Origin of the sequence: Brevibacterium sp. JSBI002 (assembly GCF_026013965.1) — a bacterium.
Lineage (GTDB): Bacteria > Actinomycetota > Actinomycetes > Actinomycetales > Brevibacteriaceae > Brevibacterium.
This window is the reverse complement of record NZ_CP110341.1, coordinates 1,084,225-1,109,580: the sequence shown is the minus strand read 5'-3', so window position 1 is coordinate 1,109,580 and position 25,356 is coordinate 1,084,225. Positions and strand designations below refer to the sequence as shown.

The window sequence follows — 25,356 nt, the reverse complement described above, 5'->3', positions numbered from 1 at the left end:
ATGGCCTGGGGCCTCTGACCGACATGTCCTGGAGGCTCCACACCCGACGCTGATCAGCCTTCGGGCAGCCATTCGATGAGTTCGAAGGATGAGCTGGCTCCCGCGCACTCGCGGATCAGCTGATCGAAGCGCAGATAGTATCCGAGATTGCACTGCCGCATCAGCGCACGGAACCGCACGGCCGGCTGAGTTCCGTCGACGAGTGCTTTCGGCAGCAGCGGGTGGGCCATCACTGCACGGGCGACGTCGTAGTACAGATCGAAGAAGCTACCCAGGCTCAGCTCTGCGCATCCCGTGCCGGGTGCCGAACCACCCGAGCTCAATGCGTTCATGCGCTCTTCCAGCGGCGGCAGCTGGGCGAGAGCGGCGTCGAGTTCGAATGCCCGAGCCGTCATCCTGCGTGCCGCCGCGAGAGAGTCGGGCGTCAGCACTCCTGCTTCAGACCAGCCGGGACCAGGGATGTCGGGCAGACGCGTCGAGAGCAGAGTGGACAGGTCTGCGAAGCCGATCAGGATTCCCGGTCTCAGCTGCCTGTATCCCAAGCTCCGCGCAATGTACTGCAGTCGGTCGCGCAGCCCGCGTTCAGCCTCCGGAACCGAATACACGATGGTGTGGAAGCGCCCCTGATAGTCGGGGAAGACGTGATCGCCTGCGATGTCACCGAAGTCTGAGAGGATGTGTTCGCTCAGACGGTAGATGGAGACACGCCCGATCCGTTCACTGCTGATGATGCCTCGTTGGACCATCCGCACGAGCTGATTGTGAACACTCGAGGAGGAATACCCGTGTTCACGCAGCACGCTGACGATGACGGGGCCCGGCAGTCCGCTGGCCTGCAGGCATCCGAAGGCGGAGATCACATCGAAGGCGATCCGCGTCATCCGATACCGATCACCCACATCTGTCCGACGTTTCGGGACATTGTGGACACTCGTCATGGCCAGATCCTACCGTGAAAACACAAGGATCGGTGCCGACAGGACAGAGATCGCAAACAAGCGACGAGGAGCCACGACATGGATGACGAGAAGCACACACTGGATCAGCGCGCCTACCAGACGGCTCGCACGTCCGGACTGCTGGCGGGAGCCATCACAGCATTCATCGCCTTCTGCGCATTCCAGATCTTCGGATTCACCATCGCCGAGACGGCCACGTGGATGTTCGCACTCGCACTGATGGCGGCGTCCGGAACTTTCGCCGCAGTCTACTTCGTCGGCAGGTCCGCCCTGAGAAGGCAGATGCCGGCCGCCTGAGTTCTCCCCTCAGGCGTCTTTCGGAGCCACGGGAGTGATTCCGAACGGCGCCAACCCGGCCGCTCCCCCATCGACGGCTGTGAGTACCCAGACTCCCCCGTCATGGCGGGCCACGCTGTGTTCCCAGTGGCTCGCCCGTGAGCCATCCGCCGTCACGACAGTCCAGTCGTCGGCGAGAGTGCGCGTGTCCGCACCTCCCGTCGTGAGCATCGGCTCGATTGCCAGGCACATTCCGGGCTTGATCTTCGGACCGTTCGAGCGTGCCCGGTAGTTGAGGACCTCAGGCGCCATATGCATGGAGGTGCCGATGCCGTGTCCCGTGAATTCCTCGACGAGGCCCAGATGGGGGAATGATTCGGAGACGAAGTCATCGATGGCGTCGCCGATATCGCTGACCTTCGCACCGGTCGCGAACGCCGCGATGCCTGCCCACATAGCCGCCTCGGTGGCAGAGGACAGCTCACGGTCGGCGGCAGTGCCTGCTTCGTCGCCGCCGACGATCAACGTCAGCGCCGAGTCCCCGTGGAACCCGTCAACCACGGCGCCGCCGTCGATCGACACGATGTCCCCGGCTTCGAGGACGCGGGATCCCGGGATGCCGTGGACGATCTCCTCGTTCACGGATATGCACACGACCGCAGGGAATCCCTGATAGCCCTTGAAGTTCGAGCGGGCGCCGGCGGCGTCGATGACGGCTTCCGCAGCGGCGTCCACCTCGGCGGTGGTGGCTCCGGGAACGGCCGCGGACCGGGCCGCTGAGAGCACTTCTGCTGTCAGCTGCCCGGCCCGATGCATGAGCTCAAGCTCTGCGGGAGTCTTCAGCTCGATACGTGGTCCGAAGATCATCGAATGGTCGAGAGGATGCGTTCGGTGATGTCGTTGACTTCGCCGAGCCCGTCGACCTGGCGAAGCAGTCCGCGGCTGCGGTAGATATCGGTCAGCGGCTGAGTCTGCTCTTCGTAGACGTCGAGGCGATGGCGGATGACGTCTTCGCTGTCGTCGCTGCGACCCTCGGTCTGAGCACGCGCGAGCAGACGAGCGACGACCTCGTCGGTGTCGGCCGTCAGCTCGACCACGTGCTCGATCGCCTTATCCTCGGCTGCGAGGATCCTGTCGAGTTCATCGACCTGGGCGCTGGTGCGAGGATATCCGTCGAGGAGGAAGCCTTCGGCTGCGTCATCCTGTGCCAGTCGATCGGCGACCATCGAGTTCGTGACCTCGTCGGGCACGTACTCGCCGGCATCCATGTAGCGCTTGGCCAGCTTGCCCAGTTCGGTCTCACCCTTCACATTGGCCCGGAAGATGTCTCCGGTCGAGATGGCCGGGACGCCGAGCGCCTCGGACAGGCGTGCGGCCTGGGTGCCCTTGCCGGCGCCGGGAGGGCCGATCAGGATGATGCGTGAACTCATAGGGTGTCCTTCCAATGGGATGTCCGCTGAACGTCAGCGTTCGGTCGAATCAGCGCAGCAGACCTTCGTAGTGGCGCTGCTGCATCTGCGCGTCGATCTGCTTGACCGTTTCGAGGCCGACACCGACGACGATCAGCAGTGAGGTGCCGCCGAACGGGAAGTTCTGGTTGGCGTTGATGAGCACCAGAGCGATCAGCGGAATGAGGGCGACGAAAGCCAGGTAGAGCGAGCCGGGGAAGTTGATGCGGCTGAGTACGTAGCTGAGGTACTCGGCGGTCGGGCGACCGGCACGGATACCGGGGATGAAGCCGCCGTACTTCTTCATATTGTCCGCGACCTCTTCAGGATTGAAGGTGATCGCGACGTAGAAGTAGGCGAAGAAGATCGTCAGCAGCGCGTACACGGTGATGTAGAGAGGATGGTCACCGCGGGTGAAGTAGGTGTTGATCCATTCGACGGCCTTGGATTCCGGGTCGAAGAACTGCGAGATCAGGCTAGGCAGGTAGAGCACCGAGGAGGCGAAGATGACGGGGATGACACCGGCCATATTCACCTTGATCGGGATGTAGGTCGACGTTCCGCCGAACATCCGACGGCCCACCATGCGCTTGGCGTACTGGACGGGGATCCTGCGCTGCGACTGCTCGACGAAGACGACGAGGGCGATGAGGACGAGTCCGACTGCCATGACGATGATGAAGATGTCGACGCCCTGCTCGCGGAAGATCGCACCGAGCGAGGACGGGAAGGCAGAAGCCACGGACGTGAAGATGAGCAGCGACATACCGTTGCCCACACCGTGTTCGGTGATCTGCTCGCCCAGCCACATGATCAGGCCGGTTCCCGCGGTCAGAGTGAGGACGAGGACGGCAATGCCCCACCAGGTGTCGTTGGCGATGAGGTCCTGGCAGCCTTCGACATTGCCGAACAGTGCGCCGGAGCGCACGGTCGCCACGAGGGTCGTCGAGTTGAGGATCGCGAGACCGATGGTGAGGTAGCGAGTGTACTGAGTCAGCTTCGCCTGTCCAGAGGCGCCTTCCTTGTGGAGGGCTTCGAAGCGAGGAATGACCACTCGCAGCAGCTGGACGATGATACTCGCGGTGATATACGGCATGATGCCCAAGGCGAAGATCGACAGCTGCAGCAGCGCGCCGCCGCTGAAGAGGTTGATCATGGCGAATCCGCCCTCATTGAGCTGAGGCGAAGCCACGCATTCCTGCACCTTGGTGTAGTCGATTCCAGGCGAAGGAATGAACGAGCCGAGTCGGAAGATGACAAGAATGCCCAGGGTGAAGAGGAGTTTCTTCCTCAAGTCGGGCGTTCTGAAGGCCCTCCGGATTGCGCCGATCAAGCGTCCTCCTCGTTGGGGGATGAAAAGTCAGAGTCGTGGTCGCGACCTGGCGATTGAGACAAATACCTGCAAAAGACTACCAGGGTATGCCCTCCGGGCCGAAACCGGCGAAGCCCTGTGACGCCTCTGCGCAACCTGTGTCCGAGGTGGCCTCAGAGCGGTTTCAGGCAGGGTTTGAGATGGCATCGGAGCGGTTTCAGGCAGTGGTCGAGACGGCGTCTGGGCGGCATCGGCCTGGTATGCGGTCCACCGTTGCCGACGTTCAGGGATGCAGAAGGGGGCGACCACCGAAGTGACCGCCCCCTTGACCAGCGTTGAAGCCGGGATACCGTTCCGAGTGGAACGGATCAGGCCTCGTTGGTGCTTCCGCCTGCAGCCTTGATCTTCTCGGCTGCGGAGCCGGAGAACTTGTCTGCAGTGATGTTCAGAGCCACGGTGATCTCACCGGTGCCGAGAACCTTGACGGGCTGCTTTGCGCGCACAGCGCCCTTCTCCACGAGGTCGGCGACGGTGACGTCTCCGCCCTCGGGGAACAGGCTGGACAGCTTGTCGAGGTTGACAACCTGGAACTCCACCTTGGCGGGGTTCTTGAATCCACGCAGCTTGGGCAGACGCATGTGCATCGGGGTCTGGCCGCCCTCGAAGCCGTGCGGAACCTGGTAACGGGCCTTCGTGCCCTTGGTTCCGCGTCCGGCAGTCTTACCCTTCGAAGCCTCACCACGACCGACGCGGGTCTTGGCGGTCTTGGCACCGGGAGCAGGGCGCAGATCGTGCAGCTTCAGCGAGTCGTTGTTCGACATATCAATCGACCTCTTCCACAGTCACGATGTGGCGGACAGCGTTGATCATTCCCCGGATCTCGGGGCGATCTTCCTGCACCACAACGTCGTTGGTCCGCTTGAGACCGAGCGAACGCAGCGTGTCACGCTGGCTCTGACGGTATCCGATTGCGGACTTGCGCTGAGTAATCTTGAGCTTTGCCATCAGGACTTCGCCCCACTTTCAGCAGCTGCTCGCAGCAGTGCGTGCGGAGCAACTTCGTCGACGGGCAGGCCACGGCGAGCCGCAACCTCTTCCGGACGTTCAAGGCCCTTCAGCGCGGCGATCGCGGCGTGCACGATGTTGATCGCGTTCGCCGAGCCCAGCGACTTCGACAGGACGTCCTGGACGCCTGCCGCATCGAGGACCGCACGAACGGGTCCGCCGGCGATGACACCGGTACCCGGAGCGGCCGGACGCAGCAGGACGACGCCTGCGGCTTCCTCGCCCTGGATGGGGTGCGGAATGGTCTTCTGGATGCGGGGAACGCGGAAGAAGTTCTTCTTCGCTTCCTCGACGCCCTTGGCGATGGCGGCAGGAACTTCCTTAGCCTTGCCGTAACCCATGCCGACCATGCCGTCGCCGTCTCCGACCACGACGAGAGCCGTGAAGGAGAACCGACGTCCACCCTTGACGACCTTCGACACGCGGTTGATCGTGATGACGTGTTCGATGAACTGGTTCTTGTCTTCACGGTCGTTGCGACCGCCGCGTCCACGGCCTTCGCCGCGTCCGCGACCCTGACCGCCCTGTCCACCCTGCCGCGGCCACGGGAGGAACGGTCACCGCTGTTGTCGGTGCGGGTCTCAGCAGTTGCCTGCTGTTCCTTGTTCTCTTCAGTGCTCATAGGGCCAATCCTCCTTCACGGGCACCTTCGGCGATTGCCTGCACACGGCCGTGGTAGGCATTGCCTCCACGGTCGAAGACGACGAATCGATTCCGGCGTCCTTGGCGCGCTGAGCAACCAGCTCGCCCACCTTGCGGGCTTTGCCGGTCTTATCGCCTTCGAATGTCCGCAGGTCGGCTTCCATGGTGGAGGCCGAGACCAGGGTCTTGCCGACGGTGTCGTCGATGACCTGGACGAAGACGTGGCGCGTGGAGCGAGTCACTGACAGGCGAGGGCGCTCGGTCGTGCCGCTGACATGCTTGCGCAGTCGAGCGTGACGACGCTTGCGAGCAGCTGCCCTGCCTTTGCCGTAGCTTTCCTTCTTGCCAAAGGCCATCTTTACTTACCAGCCTTTCCGACCTTGCGACGGACGATTTCGCCGGCGTAGCGCACACCCTTGCCCTTATAAGGCTCGGGCTTGCGCAGCTTCCGGATGTTGGCAGCGGTCTCACCGACGAGCTGCTTGTCGATTCCGTGGACAGCGACCTTGGTCTGACCGTCGACGCTGAAGGAGATTCCCTCCGGCGGCTCGACGACGATCGGGTGGCTGTAGCCGAGAGCGAACTCGAGGTTCGATCCCTTGGCCAGGACACGGTAACCGGTTCCGACGATCTCGAGGGCCTTGGAGTAGCCATCGGTCACACCGACGATCATGTTGTTGATGAGCGTACGGGACAGTCCGTGCAGAGAACGCGATTCGCGCTCTTCGTCCGGACGGGCAACCGTGATGACACCGTCTTCGAGCGATACGGTGATCGGCTCGGCGATGGTGACGGACAGCTCGCCCTTAGGTCCCTTGACGGCGACATCCTGGCCGTCGACCTTGACCTCGACGCCGCTGGGAACGGAGATCGGGTTCTTGCCAATACGTGACATGTTCTTCTCTCCTTCCTTTACCAGACGTAGGCGAGGACTTCCCCACCCACACCCTTCTTGGCGGCCTGACGGTCCGTCAGGAGGCCTGACGAGGTCGACAGGATGGCGATGCCGAGGCCGCCGAGAACCTTGGGCAGGTTCGTGGACTTCGCGTAGACGCGCAGTCCCGGCTTAGACACTCGACGCAGGCCGGCGATCGAACGTTCCCGGTTGGGTCCGAACTTCAGGTCCAGGAGCAGAGTCTTGCCGACCTCGGCGTCTTCGACGCTCCAGCCGGTGATGTAGCCCTCGGTCTTGAGGATCTCGGCGATGTTCGACTTGAGCTTCGAGAACGGCATGCTGACGTCCTCGTGATAAGCCGAATTGGCGTTGCGCAGACGCGTAAGCATGTCTGCGACTGGATCAGTCATTGTCATTTGGGCACTTGCCCTTCCTCGTTACGGTTTCCGCCCACGTACTGTGCTTGGACCTGCAACGTAGCGATTATTTTTGTTTGAACGGGAACCCGAGGTGACGCAGCAGTGCACGTCCCTCGTCGTCGGTTGCCGCGGTGGTGACGACGGTGATATCCATACCGCGGACGCGGTCGATCCGGTCCTGGTCGATCTCGTGGAACATGGACTGTTCGGTGAGGCCGAAGGTGTAGTTACCGTTTCCGTCGAACTGACGATCCGAGAGTCCGCGGAAGTCGCGGATACGCGGCAGTGCCAGAGTGATGACGCGGTCGATGAACTCCCACATCCGGGCTCCACGCATGGTGACGTGAGCGCCGATGGGCTGACCTTCGCGCAGCTTGAACTGTGCGATGGACTTGCGGGCACGGGTCACGACGGGCTTCTGACCGGTGATCAGAGTCAGGTCGTTGATCGCGCCTTCGATCATCTTGGAATCGCGTGCTGCGTCACCCACACCCATGTTCACGACGACCTTGGTCAGTCCGGGAACCTGCATGGGGTTGGCGTAGTTGAACTCTTCCTGCAGCTTCGCAACGATCTCTTCGCGGTAAATCTGCTTGAGACGCGGTGCGGGACGGCTGGTGGTTGTTTCCGTCATCAGATCTCCTCCCCGGTGCGACGCGAGATGCGAACCCGAACGGTCTTGGTGCGACCGTCGCGCTCGACGCTCTCTTCGCGGTATCCGACGCGGGTGGGCTTGTTGTCCTTGGGATCAACGAGCGCCACGTTGGACACGTGGATGGGGGCTTCGTGGGTCTCACGGCCACCAGCGGTGCCGCCGGCCTGAGTCTGCGTAGCCTTCTTGTGCTTGATCACGCGGTTGACGCCCTCAACGAGGACGCGGTTGCGTTCGGGGTAGACGGCAAGGACCTTGCCCTGCTTCCCACGATCGCCACCACGGGATTGCCGAGCGCCGGCGATGACCTGGACGAGGTCGCCCTTCTTGATCTTGAGCTTGTTCGCCATGCTCACAACACCTCCGGTGCCAGGGAGACGATCTTCATGAACTTCTTGTCGCGGAGTTCGCGTCCCACGGGCCCGAAGATACGGGTTCCGCGCGGTTCCTCATCGTTCTTGAGGATGACAGCTGCATTCTCATCGAACTTGATGTAGGAGCCGTCGGGACGACGACGTTCCTTGGCAGTGCGAACGATGACGGCCTTGACGACGTCACCCTTCTTCACATTGCCGCCAGGGATCGCATCCTTGACGGTCGCCACGATGGTGTCACCGATCGAGGCGTAGCGCCGACCGGAGCCACCCAGGATCCTGATTGCCAGGATCTGCTTGGCGCCAGTGTTGTCGGCGACTTTGAGTCGCGACTCTTGCTGAATCACTATTTTCTCCTGTCGTCGCGCTGGTTCTCACGCCTGAACGCGAGCCTTGCGGAACGGATTCATTGACATTTCACCCCGTTCCCGGTAGCCGCCCGCGGCCTGCAGGAGGCCGCGGGCGGGACCGGGTGGGTGGGGTGGCGTTGACTACTTGGCGCGTTCGACGATTTCGACGAGCCGCCAACGCTTCGCGGCCGAAAGGGGCCGCGTCTCGGCCACGAGGACGAGGTCGCCGATGCCGGCGGTGTTCTCTTCGTCGTGAACCTTGTACTTGACCGACTTGCGCATGACCTTGCCGTAGAGGCGGTGCTTCATGCGCTCCTCAACCTCGACGACGATGGTCTTGTCCATCTTGTCGGATACGACGTAACCACGTGCGGTCTTGCGGGAGTTGCGTTCCGCAGCAGTGGCCTCGGTATTCGTGGTCTCCGCCATCACTTGCTCTCTTCCTTGGCATCAGCGGGGTTCGGACGGATGTCCAGCTCCCGTTCGTTGAGCACGGTGTAGATACGAGCGATGTCGCGACGCACGGCCTTGAGGCGACCGTGGCTCTCCAGCTGGCCGGTGGCCGACTGGAAACGCAGGTTGAACAGCTCGGCCTTGGCCTTCTTGAGCTCTTCCTGCAGACGCTCGTTGTCGTAACCGTCAAGCGCGTCGATGGAAAGGTTCTTCGAACCGATTGCCATTCTCACTCACCACCTTCGCGGGCCACGATACGGGCCTTCAGCGGAAGCTTATGGATCGCCAGGCGCAGAGCCTCGCGAGCAACTTCCTCGGACACACCGCCGAGTTCGAACATGACTCGACCGGGTTTGACATTGGCGATCCACCACTCCGGCGAACCCTTACCGGAACCCATGCGGGTTTCGGCAGGCTTCTTCGTCAGCGGGTGATCAGGGTAGATGTTGATCCACACCTTGCCGCCGCGCTTGATGTAGCGTGTCATGGCAATACGTGCGGCCTCGATCTGACGGTTGGTGACGTAAGCTGGCTCGAGAGCCTGGATGCCGTAGTCACCGAAGGACACCGTCGTGCCTCCCTTGGCGGCGCCGCCCCGGTTGGGGTGGTGCTGCTTGCGGAATTTCACTCGACGAGGGATCAGCATTTCTCAGCCCTCCGATCCGGCCTCAGCCGCGGGGGCTTCGGCGCTGTTCTCAGTATTACGGGCCTGGTCGCCACGGCGCGGTGCGCCTTCCTGACCACGTCCGCGGCCTCCACGACCGCGCCCACGGCCACGCGGGCCACGAGCAGCAGGAGCCTTGGCCTGCTCGGCGGCAAGCTCCTTGTCGGTCATGTCGCCCTTGTAGATCCACACCTTGACGCCGATGCGTCCGAAAGTGGTGTGGGCTTCGTGAACGCCGAAGTCGATGTTCGCGCGCAGGGTGTGCAGCGGCACACGACCTTCGCGGTAGAACTCGGACCGGCTCATCTCAGCACCGCCGAGGCGGCCGGAGCACTGCACGCGGATGCCCTTGGCACCTGCGCGCTGGGCGCTCTGGATCGCCTTGCGCATCGCACGGCGGAAGGCCACGCGGCTGGCGAGCTGCTCGGCAACACCCTGAGCGACGAGCTGAGCGTCGACCTCGGGGTTCTTCACCTCAAGGATGTTGAGCTGAATCTGCTTGCCGGTGAGCTTTTCGAGCTGACCGCGGATGCGGTCTGCTTCGGCTCCGCGACGGCCGATGACGATGCCCGGGCGTGCGGTGTGGATGTCGACGCGGACACGGTCACGCGTGCGCTCGATGTTGACCTTCGAGATGCCGGCCCGTTCGAGGCCGGTGTTCATCATCTGGCGGATCTTGACATCTTCGAGCACGTAGTCGCGGTAGCGCTGCCCCGGCTTGGTCGAGTCAGCGAACCACTTCGACTTGTGATCCGTGGTGATTCCGAGTCGGAATCCATTCGGATTGATCTTCTGGCCCATTAACGGTTCCCCTTCCGGCTCTTGCGCTGAGGCAGGTCGTCACCGCTGGCCAGGACCACTGTCACGTGGCTGGTGCGCTTCTCGATGCGAAAAGCGCGACCCTGGGCACGCGGACGGAACCGCTTCATGGTCGGCCCCTCGTCCACGAAGGCTTCGGAGATGACCAGTTCGTTCTCGTCGAACGCAACGCCTTCCTCGTCGGCCCGGACACGCGCATTGGCGATGCCGGAGGCCACGAGCTTGTAAATCGGATCTGATGCCGACTGTTCTGCAAACTTCAACACTGCAAGTGCTTCGGTCGCCTGCTGACCACGAATGAGGTCGATGACGCGCCGAGCCTTGCGAGGCGTAACGCGCAGGTACCGCGCCTTAGCCTTGGCTTCCATCGCTTCCTTCTCTCTTCTCTAGGATCGAAAGAGTGCCCCGCCTCAGCGGCGGCGACCCTTGCGATCGTCCTTTTCGTGGCCACGGAACGTCCGTGTCGGTGCGAACTCGCCGAGCTTGTGTCCGACCATCGACTCAGTGATGAAGACGGGGACATGCTTGCGTCCGTCATGTACTGCGATGGTGTGTCCCAGGAAGTCCGGGATGATCATCGAGCGACGAGACCATGTTTTGATGACATTTTTGGTGTTCTTCTCGTTCTGACGAGCCACCTTCTGGAAGAGGTGTTCGTCGACGAAAGGACCCTTTTTGAGGCTACGAGGCATAAGTCAGTACTCCAATCAGCGCTTCTTGCCGGTCCGGCGACGGCGCACGATGTACTTGTCGCTCTCTTTGTTCGGCCGGCGTGTGCGGCCCTCCAACTGACCCCACGGGCTGACTGGGTGACGACCACCCGAAGTACGGCCCTCGCCACCACCATGCGGGTGATCGATCGGGTTCATCACGACACCGCGGACGGTCGGGCGCTTGCCCTTCCAACGCATGCGGCCTGCTTTGCCCCAGCTGATGTTCGACTGCTCGGCATTGCCGACCTCGCCGATAGTCGCACGGCAGCGCGCATCGACGTTGCGGATTTCGCCCGAAGGCATCCGCAGCTGTGCGAAACGGCCGTACTTCGCCACGAGCTGCACGGACGAACCGGCAGAACGAGCGATCTTGGCACCGCCACCGGGACGCATTTCAACTGCGTGCACCACGGTGCCGACTGGGATGTTGCGCAGGGCAAGGTTGTTGCCCGGCTTGATGTCTGCACCCGGTCCGGCTTCCACCTGAGCGCCCTGCTTGAGGTTCTGCGGGGCGATGATGTAGCGCTTCTCTCCGTCTGCATAGTGCAGCAGAGCGATGCGAGCCGTACGATTCGGGTCATATTCGATGTGCGCGACCTTCGCCGGAACGCCATCTTTGTCATGGCGGCGGAAGTCGATGACACGGTACTGACGCTTGTGACCGCCGCCCTGATGGCGGGTGGTCACGCGTCCCTGGCTGTTGCGGCCGCCGCGCTTGGGCAGCGGGCGCAGAAGCGACTTCTCCGGTGTAGACCGGGTCACTTCGACGAAGTCGGCGACCGACGAGCCACGGCGGCCCGGGGTCGTCGGCTTGTGCTTACGGATTCCCATGAGTCTTGTCCTTCTTTGACGAAGGATCGCTTAGAGCGATCCACCGAAGATGTCGATCGATCCGTCCTTGAGGGCGACAATGGCACGCTTGGTGTCCTTGCGCTTTCCCCAACCGGTGCGGGTGCGGCGGCGCTTGCCCTGACGGTTCAGGGTGTTGACCTTGGCGACCTGCACATCGAAGATCGTTTCAATGGCTTGCTTGATCTCGGTTTTGTTCGAGTCCTGGTCGACGAGGAAGGTGTACTTGCCTTCGTCCATCAGGCTGTAGGTCTTCTCCGAGACGACCGGTGCGACGATGATGTCGCGCGGGTCCTTGAAGTTCAGACTCATGATGCGTCCTCCGATTTGCGGTTTCCGCTCAGGAACGCGGCCAGAGCTGCCTCGGTGAACACGATGTCATCGGCGAGCAGCACATCATAGGTGTTGAGCTGATCGGCGGTGAGCACGTGGACGTGGGGCAGATTGCGCACGCTCAGGTAGTTGAGCTCGTCGTCACGATCGAGCACCACGAGGGTGTTCTTGCGTTCGGACAGACCGGCCAGTGCGGCCTTCGCCTGCTTGGTCGACGGGGCGTCGCCGGTGACCAGGTTCTTCATCACGAAGACCTGATCGAGGCGTGCACGATCCGACAGGGCTCCGCGCAGAGCGGCGGCCTTCATCTTCTTGGGGGTCCGCTGCGAGTAGTCGCGCGGGACCGGTCCGTGCACGATTCCACCGCCGTTGTACTGAGGAGCGCGGATCGAACCCTGACGGGCGTTGCCGGTTCCCTTCTGACGGTAGGGCTTGCGACCGCCGCCGCGAACTTCGGAGCGGGTCTTCGTCTTGTGCGTACCCTGACGGGCCGCAGCCAGCTGTGCAACGACGACCTGGTGGATCAGGGGCACATTGGTCGGCACGCCGAAGACCTCGGCGGGCAGATCAACGGAGCCGGCCTTGGCACCAGCGGCATCGATGACGTCGACTGTCTTGACATCAGTCATGACGTTCAGGCCTCCTTCGCGGCCGAGCGAACGAGGACGACTCCACCCTTGGGGCCGGGAACGGCGCCCTTGATGAGCAGGAAGTTGTTCTCGTTGTCCACGGCGTGGATCGTGAGGTTCTGGGTGGTGTGCTTGACAGCGCCCATACGGCCGGCCATGCGCATACCCTTGAACACGCGACCAGGTGTCGCGGCTCCGCCGATCGAACCTGGCTTGCGGTGGTTGCGGTGCTGACCGTGGGAGGCACCGACACCGGAGAAGCCGTGACGCTTCATGACACCGGCGGTTCCCTTGCCCTTGGTCTTCGCGGTCACATCGACCTTGAGTCCGGCTTCGAACGTGTCGACGCCGAGTTCCTGGCCGAGCGCGTAGTCAGCAGCATCTGCAGTGCGCAGCTCGACGAGGTGACGGCGTGGGGTCACGCCGGCCTTCTCGAAGTGGCCTGCAGTCGGCTTGTTGACCTTGCGAGGATCGATCTCGCCGAACGCGATCTGCACAGCGGGGTAACCATCGGTTTCCTCGTTGCGGACCTGAGTTACGACGTTGTTTCCGGTGGCCACGACGGTCACCGGCACGAGGTTGTTCTGCTCATCCCAGACCTGGGTCATACCCAGCTTGGTTCCCAGAAGGCCCTTGACCTTGCGGGTGGTCGGGAGAGCGGATGAACGAGTGTTCGCCATTGCTGCCTCCCTTAGAGCTTGATCTCGATGTTGACGTCGTCAGCGAGGTCGAGACGCATCAGCGAGTCGACTGCCTTCGGCGTCGGGTCGACGATGTCGATCAGACGCTTGTGCGTGCGCATTTCGAAATGCTCACGGCTGTCCTTGTATTTGTGCGGCGAACGGATGACGCAGTAAACGTTCTTCTCCGTTGGCAACGGCACGGGGCCCACAACAGTCGCACCTGCGCGAGTGACGGTGTCCACGATCTTGCGTGCAGCACTGTCAATCACAGCGTGGTCGTACGACTTGAGCCGAATGCGGATCTTCTGTCCCGCCATGGCGTCGTCTCTTTCTTTAGTTGCTTCCGGCCATCAACTCGCAGAGCGTCTGAGACTCTCTGCCGTCTGTGCCGGCTGACCATGACCGACCCCCGAGGTCGGGCGTGTCGGCTAATCCTGGCGGAGAAATTCTCACTTCTCCCCCAAGCGCCGACGGCGCTTCTACTCATTGGCTGCTCGGTCCGAACCCGCATGGTGCAGATTCATCGATCCGATAGTGTTTCGGGCCGTTCGCAGTATCACTACCGCAGTGCAGGGGTCAACGCCCAAAACGCAACTTCACTATCTTGTCATAGAGCACTTCGCCCGCGCAATTCCGGGAACGGTGCCTGTGAGGGAACTCTCAAGGACGGAGCGAACCCGATTCATGCCGGTCTTCCATCAGACGCCCTTCGATGTCTCCCCCCGTCTGCAGTATCTGGCCGGTCGCCGGCGGGTGCGAGGCGAACATGCGGAAGGGCCGCAGTTCCGAAGAACTGCGGCCCTAGCCGGTGGTACTCAGTGAGTCAGATCAGGCGTTGATCTTGGTGACTCGACCGGCGCCGACGGTGCGTCCACCCTCGCGGATAGCGAAGCGGAGGCCGTCCTCCATAGCGATCGGCTGGATGAGCTCGACCGACATGTCGGTGTTGTCGCCGGGCATGACCATCTCGGTGCCCTCAGGCAGCGTGATGACGCCGGTGACGTCCGTGGTCCGGAAGTAGAACTGCGGACGGTAGTTCGAGTAGAACGGGTTGTGACGTCCGCCCTCGTCCTTGCTCAGGATGTAGACCTGAGCTTCGAACTTGGTGTGCGGGGTGATCGAACCCGGCTTCACGATGACCTGACCGCGCTCCACGTCTTCGCGCTTGGTTCCGCGAAGCAGCAGACCGACGTTCTCACCTGCACGGGCATCCGGCAGGGTCTTGCGGAACATCTCGATGGCGGTGACGGTCGTCTTGGACGACTTCTCCTTGATGCCGACGATTTCGATTTCGTCGTTCGGCAGGAGGACGCCGCGCTCGACACGACCGGTGACGACGGTTCCACGACCGGTGATCGTGAAGACGTCCTCAACGGGCATGAGGAACGGCTTGTCGACGTCGCGCTCCGGCTCCGGCACGTTCTCATCGACGGCAGCCATGAGATCCTGGACGCTCTTGACCCACTTCTCGTCGCCTTCCAGCGCCTTGAGAGCGGACACAGGAACGACCGGAGCGTTGTCTCCGTCGAACTCCTGGCTCGAGAGCAGATCGCGAACCTCGAATTCGACGAGCTCGAGGAGCTCTTCGTCGTCGACCATGTCGGACTTGTTCAGAGCCACGACGATGTAGGGAACGCCGACCTGACGAGCGAGCAGCACATGCTCACGCGTCTGGGGCATCGGGCCGTCGGTGGCGGCAACGACGAGGATCGCACCGTCCATCTGAGCGGCACCGGTGATCATGTTCTTCACGTAGTCGGCGTGACCCGGGGCATCGACGTGAGCGTAGTGACGCTTCTCCGTCTGGTACTCAACGTGCGAGACGTTGATGGTGATGCCGCGCTCCTTCTCCTCAGGTGCGTTGTCGACCTGGTCGAAGGCGCGTGCCTCGTTGAGATCCGGGTACTGATCCGCCAGGACCTTGGTGATCGCGGCGGTCAGGGTGGTCTTTCCGTGGTCAACGTGGCCGATGGTGCCGATGTTGACGTGCGGCTTAGTCCGTTCGAAACTAGCCTTTGCCACTGGGTTCCTCCTCGTGGTTGTCAAAAGATATGCGGTTCATATCTTAGACCTTTTGTTGGTTATCTTTCATTCCGGCGACCATGTTCTTGATCACCGGGGCGACCGGAATTCGGAGATTACTCTCCGCCGCGCACCTTCTGGATGATCTCCTCGGCAACAGCCTTCGGGACCTCCGCATAGCTGGAGAACGTCATCGAGTACACCGCACGGCCCTGGGTCTTCGACCGCAGATCACCGATGTAACCGAACATCTCCGAGAGCGGGACCACAGCCTTGACGACCTTCACACCGGAAGCATCGTCCATCGACTGAATCTGTCCACGCCGGGAATTCAGGTCGCCGATGACGTCACCCATGTATTCCTCAGGGGTACGCACCTCGACGTCCATGACCGGTTCGAGAAGAACCGGGTTCGCCCGCTGGACGGCCTCCTTGAAGACCATCGAACCGGCGATCTTGAATGCCATCTCCGAAGAGTCGACATCGTGGTAGGCGCCGTCGACCAGAGTGGCCTTGACACCCACCATGGGGTAACCGGCGAGGGCACCGAACTGCATGGCGTCCTGGATGCCGGCGTCGACGCTCGGAATGTACTCGCGCGGAACGCGTCCGCCCGTGATGGCATTCTCGAACTCGTAAATCGTATCGCCTTCGACCTCGAGGGGCTCGAAGGTGACCTGGACCTTCGCGAACTGTCCCGATCCACCCGTCTGCTTCTTGTGGGTGTAATCGTACTTCTCGACAGTGCGGCGGATGGTCTCACGGTAGGCGACCTGCGGCTTGCCGACGTTCGCCTCGACCTTGAACTCGCGACGCATGCGGTCGACGAGGATGTCGAGGTGCAGCTCGCCCATTCCGCGGATGACGGTCTGGCCGGTCTCGTCGTCAAGCTCGACCTGGTAGGTCGGGTCTTCCTTGACGAACTTCTGGATGGCCGAGGACAGCTTCTCCTGGTCGCCCTTGGTCTTCGGCTCGATGGCCACGGAGATCACAGGCTCCGGGAAGGTCATCGATTCGAGAGCGATCGGGTTCGCCGGGTCGCTGAGGGTGTCACCCGTCGTGGTCTCCTTGAGACCGATGAACGCGTAGATGTGGCCGGCGAATGCCTCTTCGACAGGGTTCTCCTTGTTGGAGTGCATCTGGAAGAGCTTGCCGACGCGCTCCTTCTTACCCGACGAGGTGTTGAGCACCTGCTCACCGGACTTGACGTGACCGGAGTACACGCGCACATAGGTCAGCGAGCCGAAGAACGGGTGGGAGGCGACCTTGAAGGCCAGAGCCGAGAACGGCTCGTCCGTCGAAGGCTTGCGGGTCAGTTCCTCTTCGTCGTTGTTCGGGTTGTGACCGATCATCGGAGGCACGTCGAGCGGCGACGGGAGGTAGTCGATGACCGCGTTGAGCATGGGCTGCACGCCCTTGTTCTTGTACGCGGAACCGCACATGACGGGGAAGGCCTGGGACTTGATGACGAGTTCGCGGATACCGGCCTTGACGTCAGCCGTCGTGAGCTCTTCGCCCTCGAGGTACTTCTCCATGAGCTCTTCCGAGCTCTCGGCGACGTCCTCGACGAGCTGCGCACGGTACTGAACAGCCTTGTCCTTGAGATCCTCGGGGATCTCGACCTCGGTCATGTCCTGACCCATCTTGGTCTCATCGGGCCAGACGTAGGCCTTCATCTCAAGCAGGTCGACGACACCGGCGAAGTCGCTTTCGGCACCGATCGGCAGCTGGATGACCAGCGGCTTCGCGCCGAGGCGCTCCTTGATGGTGTCGACGGTGAAGTAGAAGTCAGCACCGAGCTTGTCCATCTTGTTGACGAAGCAGACGCGCGGAACATCGTACTTGTCGGCCTGACGCCACACGGTCTCGGACTGGGGCTCAACGCCCTCCTTGCCGTCGAACACAGCGACAGCGCCGTCGAGGACGCGCAGCGAACGCTCGACCTCGACCGTGAAGTCAACGTGACCGGGGGTGTCGATGATGTTGATCTGGTTGTTGTCCCAGTAGCAGGTCGTCGCGGCCGACGTGATCGTGATGCCGCGCTCCTTCTCCTGGTCCATCCAGTCCATGGTGCCGGCGCCGTCGTGGGTCTCACCCATCTTGTAGTTCACGCCGGTGTAGAAGAGGATGCGTTCGGTCGTAGTTGTCTTACCGGCATCGATGTGGGCCATGATGCCGATATTACGGACCTTGTTCAGGTCGCTGAGCACGTCAAGTGCCACGGTGTCTCTCTCTCAATCGATGATTTGCTCGACTCCCCTGCGCTGCCGGCCGACAGAACTCGCGGACAAGGTCCGCCGACCGGCGCACAGGGCAGGCGATTACCAGCGGTAGTGGGCGAAGGCCTTGTTGGATTCGGCCATCTTGTGAGTATCCTCGCGGCGCTTGACTGCTGCGCCGAGGCCGTTGCCGGCGTCCAGGATCTCATTCATGAGTCGTTCGGTCATGGTCTTCTCACGGCGCTGGCGGGAGTATCCCACGAGCCACCGCAGAGCCAGGGTGGTCGAACGAGCCGGGCGAACATCAATCGGCACCTGGTAGGTCGCGCCGCCGACACGGCGGGAGCGGACCTCAAGGGACGGACGGATGTTGTCGAGAGCCTTCTTCAGGTTGACAACGGGGTCGTTGCCGTTCTTCTCGCGGGTGCCTTCGAGGGCACCGTAGACGATCCGCTCTGCGGTCGAGCGCTTGCCGTCGAGCAGGATCTTGTTGATCAGCTGCGTGACGAGCGGTGAGCTGAAGACCGGGTCAACGACGATCGGTCGCTTGGGTGCAGGACCTTTACGTGGCATTACTTCTTCTCCCTCTTCGCACCGTACTTGCTGCGGGCCTGCTGGCGACCCTTGACACCCTGGGTGTCGAGCGAACCGCGGACGATCCGGTAGCGAACACCGGGCAGATCCTTGACGCGGCCACCGCGCACGAGCACGATCGAGTGCTCCTGCAGGTTGTGTCCCTCGCCCGGGATGTATGCGGTCACTTCGATCTGGCTCGAAAGCTTGACACGAGCGACCTTGCGAAGAGCCGAGTTCGGCTTCTTGGGGGTAGTGGTGTACACACGGGTGCACACTCCACGACGCTGCGGGCTGCCCTTGAGGGCAGGAGCGTCCGATCCTGCTGTATTGACATGCCGTCCCTTGCGGACGAGCTGTTGGATAGTCGGCACTAAGCGTTCTCCATTTGCTTCTCGATAGACCTAATTCCCAATTTCGGCCACGACCGCAGTCGTCTCTGTGAACCGTGGGACATATCCGACCGGACACCGGGTGAAGCTTGGCTCCCGATGCCAGTAACCACGCGAGTCATCGACCCCTGCGCCCGGGTGTGTCGCAAGGACACGGAAGCGCAGCGACGACTTCTCGGCGGCCTGCAGCGACGACTTCTCTCAGGGATTCCGGGCCTCACAGAACACCAGGCAGGATCGATCGACGACGCAGATAACACAATCAGTCGCCTACCAGAATATCTCTCTCGAGCACGTCTGGTCAAAATGGCGATCATCCATCCTACCCCGCCCCGCCGCGGAAATCACGCAGCGCATCGCTCGCCCTGAGGACCACGCCTCTCACCTCGAACGACGCCGAACAACCACATGACCCTCAACTGCAAGCGAACCGCACCACCCGGTCACCGGCACCCACAGCGCGACCTGACGGCCGCCTCGGCGAGAACCCGCCATCACTTTTCTTGACTCGTTCAAGATAAGCAGGCATTCTGGTGCTGTGAACAAGACGAAGCATGAACACGACGAAGACGCTGCCGCGGCTCTGCGGCAGACGTCGCTGCGTGTGACGAAACAGCGGGTCGCAGTCCTCGATGCGGTGCGGGATCACCCGCATACGGATACCGAAACCGTGATCCGCTCGGTGCGGGAATCGCTGCCGGCGGTCTCCCACCAGGCTGTCTATGACTCGCTCCACACTCTCACCGAGGTAGGGCTGCTGCGCTGCATCAAGCCTTCAGGCTCTGTGGCTCGGTACGAACGCCGCATCGGGGACAATCACCATCACCTGGTGTGCCGGTCATGCAGTCTCATCGTCGATGTCGACTGCACGATCGGTCAGGCTCCGTGCCTGACGCCGTCCCACGATGCCGGCTTCGTCATCGATCAGGCCGAAGTGACATTCTGGGGCCTGTGCCCCGACTGCGCGGCCGCCGGTGCTCAGCTGACCGGCGACGATCAGTTCTCGGCCGTGTGACCCCGGCTTCCGTTCATCACCACCCGCCCTCTTCCGAGGACACGACTATGCCCTTTCTGCGAGGGTTGCCCATCCCGTCATCCGAGTCGTCGAACGCGACTCGACTGTGAAAGGAACACGATGACCCAGACGACCACCGGCGGCTGCCCGGTCGCCCACACTTCCACGGAGCCGGCTGCGGCGCCGGATTCCGACCAGCTGGTCAACCCCGTCCAGGGTGATGCCAACGCTCAGTGGTGGCCGAACCGCCTCAACCTCAAGATCCTCGCCAAGGGTCAGCCGGCACGCGACCCCATGGACCCTGACTTCGACTACGACGCGGAGTTCAACAGCCTTGACTACTTCCAGCTCAAGGCCGACATCGAAGCCCTGCAGAAGGACAACCAGGACTGGTGGTCCGCTGATTTCGGACACTACGGTCCGTTCATGATCCGCATGGCCTGGCACTCGGCCGGCACCTACCGCGTGCAGGACGGCCGCGGAGGAGGCGGCGAGGGTCAGCAGCGCTTCGCACCTCTGAACTCCTGGCCCGACAACGTCTCCCTCGACAAGGCTCGCCGTCTGCTGTGGCCGGTGAAGAAGAAGTACGGCAAGAAGATCTCCTGGGCCGACCTCTTCATCCTCGCCGGCAACGTCGCTCTCGAATCGATGGGCTTCAAGACCTTCGGCTTCGCCGGCGGCCGCAAGGACGTCTGGGAACCCGACAATGATGTGTACTGGGGCTCCGAGACCGAATGGCTGGGCACCGACAAGCGCTACGTGGGCAACCGTGAGCTGCAGAAGCCTCTGGCGGCGACCACCATGGGCCTCATCTACGTCAACCCCGAGGGCCCGGAGGGCGAACCCGATCCGGTCAAGGCCGCGATCGACATCCGCGAGACCTTCGGACGCATGGCTATGAACGACGAGGAGACCGTCGCCCTCATCGCCGGCGGACACACCTTCGGCAAGACGCACGGTGCCGGTCCTGAATCGCACAAGGGTGCCGACCCGGAAGCCGCTCCGCTCGAAGAGCAGGGCCTGGGCTGGAAGTCCGATTTCGGCACGGGGCAGGGCAACGACTCCATCGGCTCGGGCATCGAGGTCACGTGGACCTACCACCCGACTCGCTGGGACAACGAGTTCTTCCACATTCTCTTCGCCTACGAGTGGGAGGTCTTCGAGAACGAAGGCGGACACCTGCAGTGGCGTCCCAAGGACGGCGGCGGGGACGATATGGTCCCCATGGCCCAGGGCGACGGACGCCGCGAGCCCCGCATGCTCACCACCGACCTGTCGCTGCGCTTCGATCCCATCTACGAGAAGATCTCCCGCCGCTTCAAGGACGACCAGAAGGCATTCGAGGACGCCTTCGCCCGCGCCTGGTTCAAACTCACCCACCGCGATATGGGCCCGGCGACCCGTTACCTCGGCCCCGAAGCTCCGAGCGAAGAGCTCATCTGGCAGGACCCGGTTCCGGCCGGCACCCCGCTCGATGACGCCGGCCTCGAAGCCGTCAAGTCCGCCGTCCGCGAGTCCGGGTTGACCGTCTCGCAGCTCGTGTCGACGACATGGGCCGCGGCCTCGTCGCACCGCGTCTCTGACATGCGCGGCGGCGTCAACGGAGGTCGTCTCCGTCTCGAACCGCAGCGCAGCTGGGAGGCCAATGAGCCTGCCAAGCTCGCCGAGGTGCTTCCCGTGCTCGAGGGCATCGCCGAGTCCACCGGCGCATCGTTTGCCGATGTGCTGGCGATCGCCGGTGCTGTCGGCGTCGAGACCGCTGCCGCGGCGGCCGGTCACCGGATCACGGTTCCGGTCTCCACCGGACGCGGCGACGCCACCCAGGAGCAGACCGATGTCGACTCGTTCGGCTACCTCGAGCCGACCCACGACGGTTTCCGCAACTACCTCACCGAGGGACTTCCGCTCAAGGCCGAGTACCTCCTGCTAGACAAGGCCAGCCTGCTGGGTCTCACCCCGCCGGAGCTCACGGTCCTCATCGGCGGGCTCCGCGTCCTCGGTGCGAACTACGAAGATTCCGAGTTCGGTGTCTTCACCGATCGCCCCGGCGAGCTGACGAACGACTTCTTCGTCAATCTGCTCGACCTCGGCAACGTCTGGAAGCCCGTCGGACCGTCAGAGACGGCCAATGTCTACGAGTGCTTCTCCCCCGAGGGCGAGAAGCTGTGGACCGGCAGCCGGATCGACCTCCTGTTCGGAGCGAACTCCGAACTGCGTGCGATCGCCGAAGTCTACGGCTCGGATGACGCGAACGAGAAGTTCGTCGCCGACTTCGTCAAGTCCTGGACGAAGCTCGTCGAAGCCGACCGCTTCGACCTCAAGCGCTGATCCGGCGACGGTCACCGAGGTGACCGACGCGTCAGCATGACGATGCCCCCACCGATCGGTGGGGGCATCGTCTTTGCTGCGCCGATATCAGACAGCGTTCACTCCTCCCGGTTGAGGACGGCGAATCCGGTGAAGATCCGGTCGAAGTGCGTGACGGCTGCGTTCTCGATCGTCGTCTCGCCGGTGTCCGCCGACGTGGTGCCAGCGCTTGCGTCCGATCCGTCGGAGTCAGAGGCGCTGCCGTCCGAGCTGGTTCCGTCAGAGCTGGTTCCGTCAGAGCTGGATCCGTCAGATGAGCCCCCGGAGTCGGCGCTGCCGCTCTGATTACCCTGCATTCCGTTGGCCTGTCCGCCGGGCATGCCTCCGCCGTTCGATTGTCCTCCGGGCATTCCGCCGCCATTCGACTGTCCGCCGCCATCCTGAGCACCGCCCTGTTGGCCGCCCATTCCGCCGGGTCCGTTCTTGCCTCCCGGCCCCTGACTCGTCCCCGAATCGTTCGTCGCCATGGCCGCCGATGCACCGATCGCTCCTCCGGCGAGACCGCCGACGACGAAGAGAGCCGATCCGGCGAGCACTGCGGGGATGAGCGGGACGCGTCGCTTCTGCTTACGTGGTCCCTCGGAACCGCCGGACTGGGCGATCGGAGCGGACCGGTCATAGGGATTCACCCACGGCCGCTGTCCCTCCGGGCTTCCGGCCCGCGGATCGGGTGCCGAGCGGGTCGTCTGCTCGCCCCATTCGTTCGCCCTGCCCTGGACTCCCGGATCCGATTGCATCGCCCAGTTGGGTCCGGCATGAGGTCCTGCCGTGCCCTGCGCTTCGATCCTGCGGGTGCTGTCTGCGGCGTTCGGGCCCGACGCTGTGTTCTCCGCGTGGTTGCGGTCCGGATTGGGGTTCTGGTCGGGGTTCTGGTTCTCGGTCATGGAATCTCCTCTGGTTGTCGGTGATTCCACTCTCCGCCGACTCGCTGTAGCCCCTCCCAGTCGTGCCTGTGGCCAACCTGTGCGACTCGCCTCAGGCGGCAGGCAGGCGCAGCTCGAAGCTCGTACCAGCGTCCGTGCTCGACATCGCGATGCCGCCGCGCATGAGTTCAACGAGTCCGGCGGCGATCGACAGTCCCAGCCCCGAGGAACCTCCCTTGGCTCCGTCCTGCCGTGCCCGCGAGGGGTCTCCACGTACGAAACGGTCGAAGACCCGGTCCCGGATCTCGGGCGGAATGCCCCCACCGTCGTCGCTGATGCGGATCGCCACGACATCGCTGGGCAGCTGCCCGGAGACCGGCTTCCGGGCCGCCATTGCCTCGACGTGCACGCTGGTGCCCGGGGGCGTGTGCACGCAGGCGTTCGTGAGCACGATCGACACGACCCGGCGGACCTGATCAGCTGCTCCGCGCACCTCGAGGGCCTCAGGGGGGACATCGAGGGAGATCGCGTGGTCGGGATTGACCACATGGGCGTCCTCGACGAGTTCGACGAGCAGGGAAGAGACGTCGACGGTGTCCTCCCTCGTCGGCTGGCGGCCGGCTTCGAGCCGGGCGAGGAGAAGGAGATCATCGACGAGGGAGGACATCCGCATCGCTCCGGAATCGATCCTGCCCAAGGAGGTGGTCACCTCGGCGGGCAGATCATCACGGTACGGGCGGGTGAGGTCGGCCCAACCGCGGATCGTCGCGATCGGAGTGCGCAGCTCATGGGAGGCGTCGGCGACGAAGCGGCGCATCTGCTCCGTGCCGCGGTAGCGCTCCTCGAGGGCGGAGCCGACGTGGTCGAGCATCCGGTTGACCGAAGCTCCCACATCACCGACCTCCGTGCCCGGCACCGCGAGCTCGGCGGGAACCCGCAGGGCGAGCTCGGGTTTGCCTGCGCTCAGCTCGAGGTCAGTGACCTCCCTGGCAGTGCTGGCGACGTCGCGCAGGTCCCGCAGCTGGCGGTGGATGATCACGGCCATGAGCGCGGCCGTGGCGATGACGCCGATGAGGACGACGAACGCGGTCGTCCAGGCGGTGCGTTCGAGCGCGGAGTCCACGCTGCCCTGCGGGACACCGTAGACGGTGGTGGTTCCGCCGTCATCGAAGGCCACGACCCGGTAGTCGCCGAACCCCGGCACCTGCACAGACTCATGGGCGGATTCAGCGCCCTCGGGCTCGATCTCGAGCAGGGCATCGATCGCTTCGGCGGACAAGGAGCGCGGACGGGTCAGCCCCGCCTCGGCGATGAGCCCCTCTCCCCCGTCGCCGGAATCGACGACGACGAGAGCTCCGTCGCCGACCCCCGGCTGGAAGAGATAGCGCAGAGCCGAATCGACCGCCGCCACCGAGTCGTCGCCCCCACCGGAGGTGCCCGGATTGCCGCTCGTCCCGGGGCCCGCACCGGGGCCGTCACCCGAGCGTGCATGCGAGGTCATCGACGTCAGCTGGGCGTCGAGGTCGGTCATCAGAGATCCGCGCACGCTCAGCCAGGAGGCGGTGCCGATTCCGGCGCCGACGAGGAGTAGGACGAGACCGGCGAGGACGATGAGCCTCGTCTGCAGCCGCCAGCGACGCAGAGTCACTGTTCCGCCCGCATGATGTAGCCGGCCCCGCGCTTCGTGTGGAACAGGTTCGGCAGGTCCGGGAACGGCGCGTCGATCTTCTTCCGCAGATAGGAGACGTAGAGTTCGACGATGTTGCCGTTGCCGCCGAAGTCGTAGTCCCATACGCGGTCGAGGATCTGGGCCTTCGACAGCACCACCCGCGGGTTGCGCATGAACAGCAGCAGCACCTCGTATTCGCGAGCCGTCAGCTCGATCGGATGGCCGGCGCGGGTGACCTCGTGGGAGCGTTCGTCGAGTTCGAGGTCACCCACGCGCAGCACATCATCCTCATCGACCGGACCGTTCGAGGCCCCCCGGCGCAGGCGCACCTCGATCCGGGCGATGACCTCATCGAGGTTGAACGGCTTCGTCACGTAGTCGTCCCCGCCCAGCCGCAGACCCGTCAGCCGGTCATCGACCTCGTCTCTGGCAGAGAGGAAGACCACCGGAGTGTCGATGCCCTCGGCTCGGATCTTCTCGATCACGGCGAACCCGTCAAGGTCGGGCAGCATGACGTCGAGGACGATCGCGTCGAAGCGTTCGCTCCTGGCCAGCGCCACGGCCTCGCGGCCGGTGCCGACTCCCTCGGCTTCCCAACCTCTGACGTGGCAGGCCATGACGAGGAGCTCGGAGAGGTTCGCCTCGTCGTCGACGATGAGGATGCGCGCCGGCGGATTCGCTGTCGGGTTCATAGCTCGATT

General features: G+C 63.3%; 32 protein-coding genes and 2 pseudogenes. 3 read left to right on the top strand and 31 right to left on the bottom strand.

The window, feature by feature from the left end; translation table 11 throughout:
* Window positions 1–53 precede the first annotated feature (53 nt).
* Window positions 54–938: a PaaX family transcriptional regulator gene (locus tag LJ362_RS04950; RefSeq protein ID WP_264801032.1), complete on the bottom strand. Its 885-nt coding sequence runs from the start codon at window positions 936–938 to the stop codon at window positions 54–56.
* A gap of 78 nt (window positions 939–1,016) precedes the next feature.
* Here LJ362_RS04950 and LJ362_RS04945 point away from each other — a divergent pair, with 78 nt between their 5' ends.
* A complete protein-coding gene (locus LJ362_RS04945) occupies window positions 1,017–1,256 on the top strand; it encodes a hypothetical protein (RefSeq protein WP_264801031.1) in 240 nt (79 codons plus the stop codon).
* Window positions 1,257–1,265: 9 nt separating this feature from the next.
* Here the strand turns inward: LJ362_RS04945 and map are convergent, their stop codons facing one another.
* From map to rpsL, 27 genes and pseudogenes are all read right to left on the bottom strand, one after another.
* Entirely contained in the window at window positions 1,266–2,102 is an 837-nt protein-coding gene (gene map / locus LJ362_RS04940; RefSeq protein ID WP_264801030.1) for a type I methionyl aminopeptidase, read from the bottom strand.
* Window positions 2,099–2,665 carry an adenylate kinase gene (locus LJ362_RS04935; RefSeq protein WP_139468548.1) on the bottom strand — a complete coding sequence of 189 codons (567 nt, stop codon included), beginning with the start codon at window positions 2,663–2,665 and terminating at the stop codon, window positions 2,099–2,101. The genes map and LJ362_RS04935 overlap by 4 nt, the downstream gene beginning before the upstream one ends.
* A gap of 49 nt (window positions 2,666–2,714) precedes the next feature.
* Entirely contained in the window at window positions 2,715–4,016 is a 1,302-nt protein-coding gene (gene secY / locus LJ362_RS04930; RefSeq protein WP_264801029.1) for a preprotein translocase subunit SecY, read from the bottom strand.
* Between the two features lie 347 nt (window positions 4,017–4,363).
* Window positions 4,364–4,816 carry a 50S ribosomal protein L15 gene (rplO, locus tag LJ362_RS04925; protein ID WP_101546948.1) on the bottom strand — a complete coding sequence of 151 codons (453 nt, stop codon included), beginning with the start codon at window positions 4,814–4,816 and terminating at the stop codon, window positions 4,364–4,366.
* Between the two features lies 1 nt (window position 4,817).
* The gene (gene rpmD, locus LJ362_RS04920) at window positions 4,818–5,000 is read right to left on the bottom strand and encodes a 50S ribosomal protein L30 (protein WP_025777914.1); all 183 of its coding nucleotides are present in this window, start codon (window positions 4,998–5,000) and stop codon (window positions 4,818–4,820) included.
* Window positions 5,000–5,682, bottom strand: a pseudogene (gene rpsE / locus LJ362_RS04915) (30S ribosomal protein S5). The gene rpmD and the pseudogene rpsE overlap by 1 nt, the downstream one beginning before the upstream one ends.
* A pseudogene (gene rplR / locus LJ362_RS04910) lies at window positions 5,679–6,058 on the bottom strand (50S ribosomal protein L18). The pseudogenes rpsE and rplR overlap by 4 nt, the downstream one beginning before the upstream one ends.
* 2 nt (window positions 6,059–6,060) lie before the next feature.
* The gene (gene rplF / locus LJ362_RS04905) at window positions 6,061–6,597 is read right to left on the bottom strand and encodes a 50S ribosomal protein L6 (protein ID WP_025777917.1); all 537 of its coding nucleotides are present in this window, start codon (window positions 6,595–6,597) and stop codon (window positions 6,061–6,063) included.
* A gap of 17 nt (window positions 6,598–6,614) precedes the next feature.
* Entirely contained in the window at window positions 6,615–7,013 is a 399-nt protein-coding gene (gene rpsH, locus LJ362_RS04900; RefSeq protein WP_025777918.1) for a 30S ribosomal protein S8, read from the bottom strand.
* A gap of 67 nt (window positions 7,014–7,080) precedes the next feature.
* Entirely contained in the window at window positions 7,081–7,650 is a 570-nt protein-coding gene (gene rplE, locus LJ362_RS04895; protein ID WP_039206325.1) for a 50S ribosomal protein L5, read from the bottom strand.
* Window positions 7,650–8,018 (bottom strand): 50S ribosomal protein L24, encoded by a 369-nt coding sequence (gene rplX / locus LJ362_RS04890; RefSeq protein WP_139468550.1) that lies wholly within the window; start codon window positions 8,016–8,018, stop codon window positions 7,650–7,652. Before rplX ends, rplE begins: the two co-directional genes overlap by 1 nt.
* 2 nt (window positions 8,019–8,020) lie before the next feature.
* Window positions 8,021–8,389, bottom strand: a complete 369-nt coding sequence (gene rplN / locus LJ362_RS04885; RefSeq protein WP_025777921.1) for a 50S ribosomal protein L14 — start codon at window positions 8,387–8,389, stop codon at window positions 8,021–8,023.
* 144 nt (window positions 8,390–8,533) lie between these two features.
* A complete protein-coding gene (rpsQ, locus tag LJ362_RS04880; RefSeq protein WP_025777922.1) occupies window positions 8,534–8,821 on the bottom strand; it encodes a 30S ribosomal protein S17 in 288 nt (95 codons plus the stop codon).
* Window positions 8,821–9,072, bottom strand: a complete 252-nt coding sequence (gene rpmC / locus LJ362_RS04875) for a 50S ribosomal protein L29 (protein WP_025777923.1) — start codon at window positions 9,070–9,072, stop codon at window positions 8,821–8,823. Before rpmC ends, rpsQ begins: the two co-directional genes overlap by 1 nt.
* A 2-nt stretch (window positions 9,073–9,074) precedes the next feature.
* Window positions 9,075–9,491, bottom strand: coding sequence for a 50S ribosomal protein L16 (rplP, locus tag LJ362_RS04870; protein WP_025777924.1), 417 nt, complete (start codon window positions 9,489–9,491; stop codon window positions 9,075–9,077).
* 3 nt (window positions 9,492–9,494) lie between these two features.
* Window positions 9,495–10,310, bottom strand: a complete 816-nt coding sequence (gene rpsC, locus LJ362_RS04865) for a 30S ribosomal protein S3 (protein WP_139468552.1) — start codon at window positions 10,308–10,310, stop codon at window positions 9,495–9,497.
* Window positions 10,310–10,696 carry a 50S ribosomal protein L22 gene (gene rplV, locus LJ362_RS04860; protein WP_025777926.1) on the bottom strand — a complete coding sequence of 129 codons (387 nt, stop codon included), beginning with the start codon at window positions 10,694–10,696 and terminating at the stop codon, window positions 10,310–10,312. The genes rpsC and rplV overlap by 1 nt, the downstream gene beginning before the upstream one ends.
* A gap of 42 nt (window positions 10,697–10,738) precedes the next feature.
* Window positions 10,739–11,020, bottom strand: coding sequence for a 30S ribosomal protein S19 (rpsS, locus tag LJ362_RS04855; protein WP_025777927.1), 282 nt, complete (start codon window positions 11,018–11,020; stop codon window positions 10,739–10,741).
* A gap of 15 nt (window positions 11,021–11,035) precedes the next feature.
* Window positions 11,036–11,872: a 50S ribosomal protein L2 gene (gene rplB / locus LJ362_RS04850; RefSeq protein WP_025777928.1), complete on the bottom strand. Its 837-nt coding sequence runs from the start codon at window positions 11,870–11,872 to the stop codon at window positions 11,036–11,038.
* Window positions 11,873–11,902: 30 nt separating this feature from the next.
* A complete protein-coding gene (gene rplW / locus LJ362_RS04845; RefSeq protein WP_025777929.1) occupies window positions 11,903–12,202 on the bottom strand; it encodes a 50S ribosomal protein L23 in 300 nt (99 codons plus the stop codon).
* On the bottom strand, window positions 12,199–12,852 hold the full coding sequence (gene rplD / locus LJ362_RS04840; RefSeq protein WP_264801027.1) for a 50S ribosomal protein L4: 654 nt from the start codon (window positions 12,850–12,852) through the stop codon (window positions 12,199–12,201). Before rplD ends, rplW begins: the two co-directional genes overlap by 4 nt.
* Before the next feature lie 5 nt (window positions 12,853–12,857).
* Window positions 12,858–13,532, bottom strand: a complete 675-nt coding sequence (gene rplC / locus LJ362_RS04835; protein WP_101546942.1) for a 50S ribosomal protein L3 — start codon at window positions 13,530–13,532, stop codon at window positions 12,858–12,860.
* Window positions 13,533–13,543: 11 nt separating this feature from the next.
* Window positions 13,544–13,852 (bottom strand): 30S ribosomal protein S10, encoded by a 309-nt coding sequence (rpsJ, locus tag LJ362_RS04830; RefSeq protein WP_009379191.1) that lies wholly within the window; start codon window positions 13,850–13,852, stop codon window positions 13,544–13,546.
* Window positions 13,853–14,363: 511 nt separating this feature from the next.
* Window positions 14,364–15,557, bottom strand: coding sequence for an elongation factor Tu (gene tuf, locus LJ362_RS04825; RefSeq protein ID WP_264801021.1), 1,194 nt, complete (start codon window positions 15,555–15,557; stop codon window positions 14,364–14,366).
* A gap of 116 nt (window positions 15,558–15,673) precedes the next feature.
* On the bottom strand, window positions 15,674–17,779 hold the full coding sequence (gene fusA / locus LJ362_RS04820) for an elongation factor G (protein WP_264801020.1): 2,106 nt from the start codon (window positions 17,777–17,779) through the stop codon (window positions 15,674–15,676).
* A gap of 99 nt (window positions 17,780–17,878) precedes the next feature.
* Entirely contained in the window at window positions 17,879–18,349 is a 471-nt protein-coding gene (gene rpsG / locus LJ362_RS04815) for a 30S ribosomal protein S7 (protein WP_039206341.1), read from the bottom strand.
* Window positions 18,349–18,723: a 30S ribosomal protein S12 gene (gene rpsL / locus LJ362_RS04810; RefSeq protein ID WP_025777935.1), complete on the bottom strand. Its 375-nt coding sequence runs from the start codon at window positions 18,721–18,723 to the stop codon at window positions 18,349–18,351. Before rpsL ends, rpsG begins: the two co-directional genes overlap by 1 nt.
* A gap of 556 nt (window positions 18,724–19,279) precedes the next feature.
* Between rpsL and LJ362_RS04805 the strand changes: the two genes are divergently transcribed.
* On the top strand, window positions 19,280–19,756 hold the full coding sequence (locus tag LJ362_RS04805; protein WP_264801019.1) for a Fur family transcriptional regulator: 477 nt from the start codon (window positions 19,280–19,282) through the stop codon (window positions 19,754–19,756).
* 120 nt (window positions 19,757–19,876) lie between these two features.
* Window positions 19,877–22,084, top strand: a complete 2,208-nt coding sequence (gene katG / locus LJ362_RS04800; protein ID WP_264801017.1) for a catalase/peroxidase HPI — start codon at window positions 19,877–19,879, stop codon at window positions 22,082–22,084.
* A gap of 98 nt (window positions 22,085–22,182) precedes the next feature.
* Here the strand turns inward: katG and LJ362_RS04795 are convergent, their stop codons facing one another.
* From LJ362_RS04795 to LJ362_RS04785, 3 genes are all read right to left on the bottom strand, one after another.
* Entirely contained in the window at window positions 22,183–23,007 is an 825-nt protein-coding gene (locus tag LJ362_RS04795; protein ID WP_264801016.1) for a hypothetical protein, read from the bottom strand.
* Between the two features lie 91 nt (window positions 23,008–23,098).
* Window positions 23,099–24,634 carry a sensor histidine kinase gene (locus tag LJ362_RS04790; protein WP_264801014.1) on the bottom strand — a complete coding sequence of 512 codons (1,536 nt, stop codon included), beginning with the start codon at window positions 24,632–24,634 and terminating at the stop codon, window positions 23,099–23,101.
* Window positions 24,631–25,347 (bottom strand): response regulator transcription factor, encoded by a 717-nt coding sequence (locus LJ362_RS04785; protein WP_139468560.1) that lies wholly within the window; start codon window positions 25,345–25,347, stop codon window positions 24,631–24,633. Before LJ362_RS04785 ends, LJ362_RS04790 begins: the two co-directional genes overlap by 4 nt.
* Window positions 25,348–25,356: the final 9 nt, after the last annotated feature.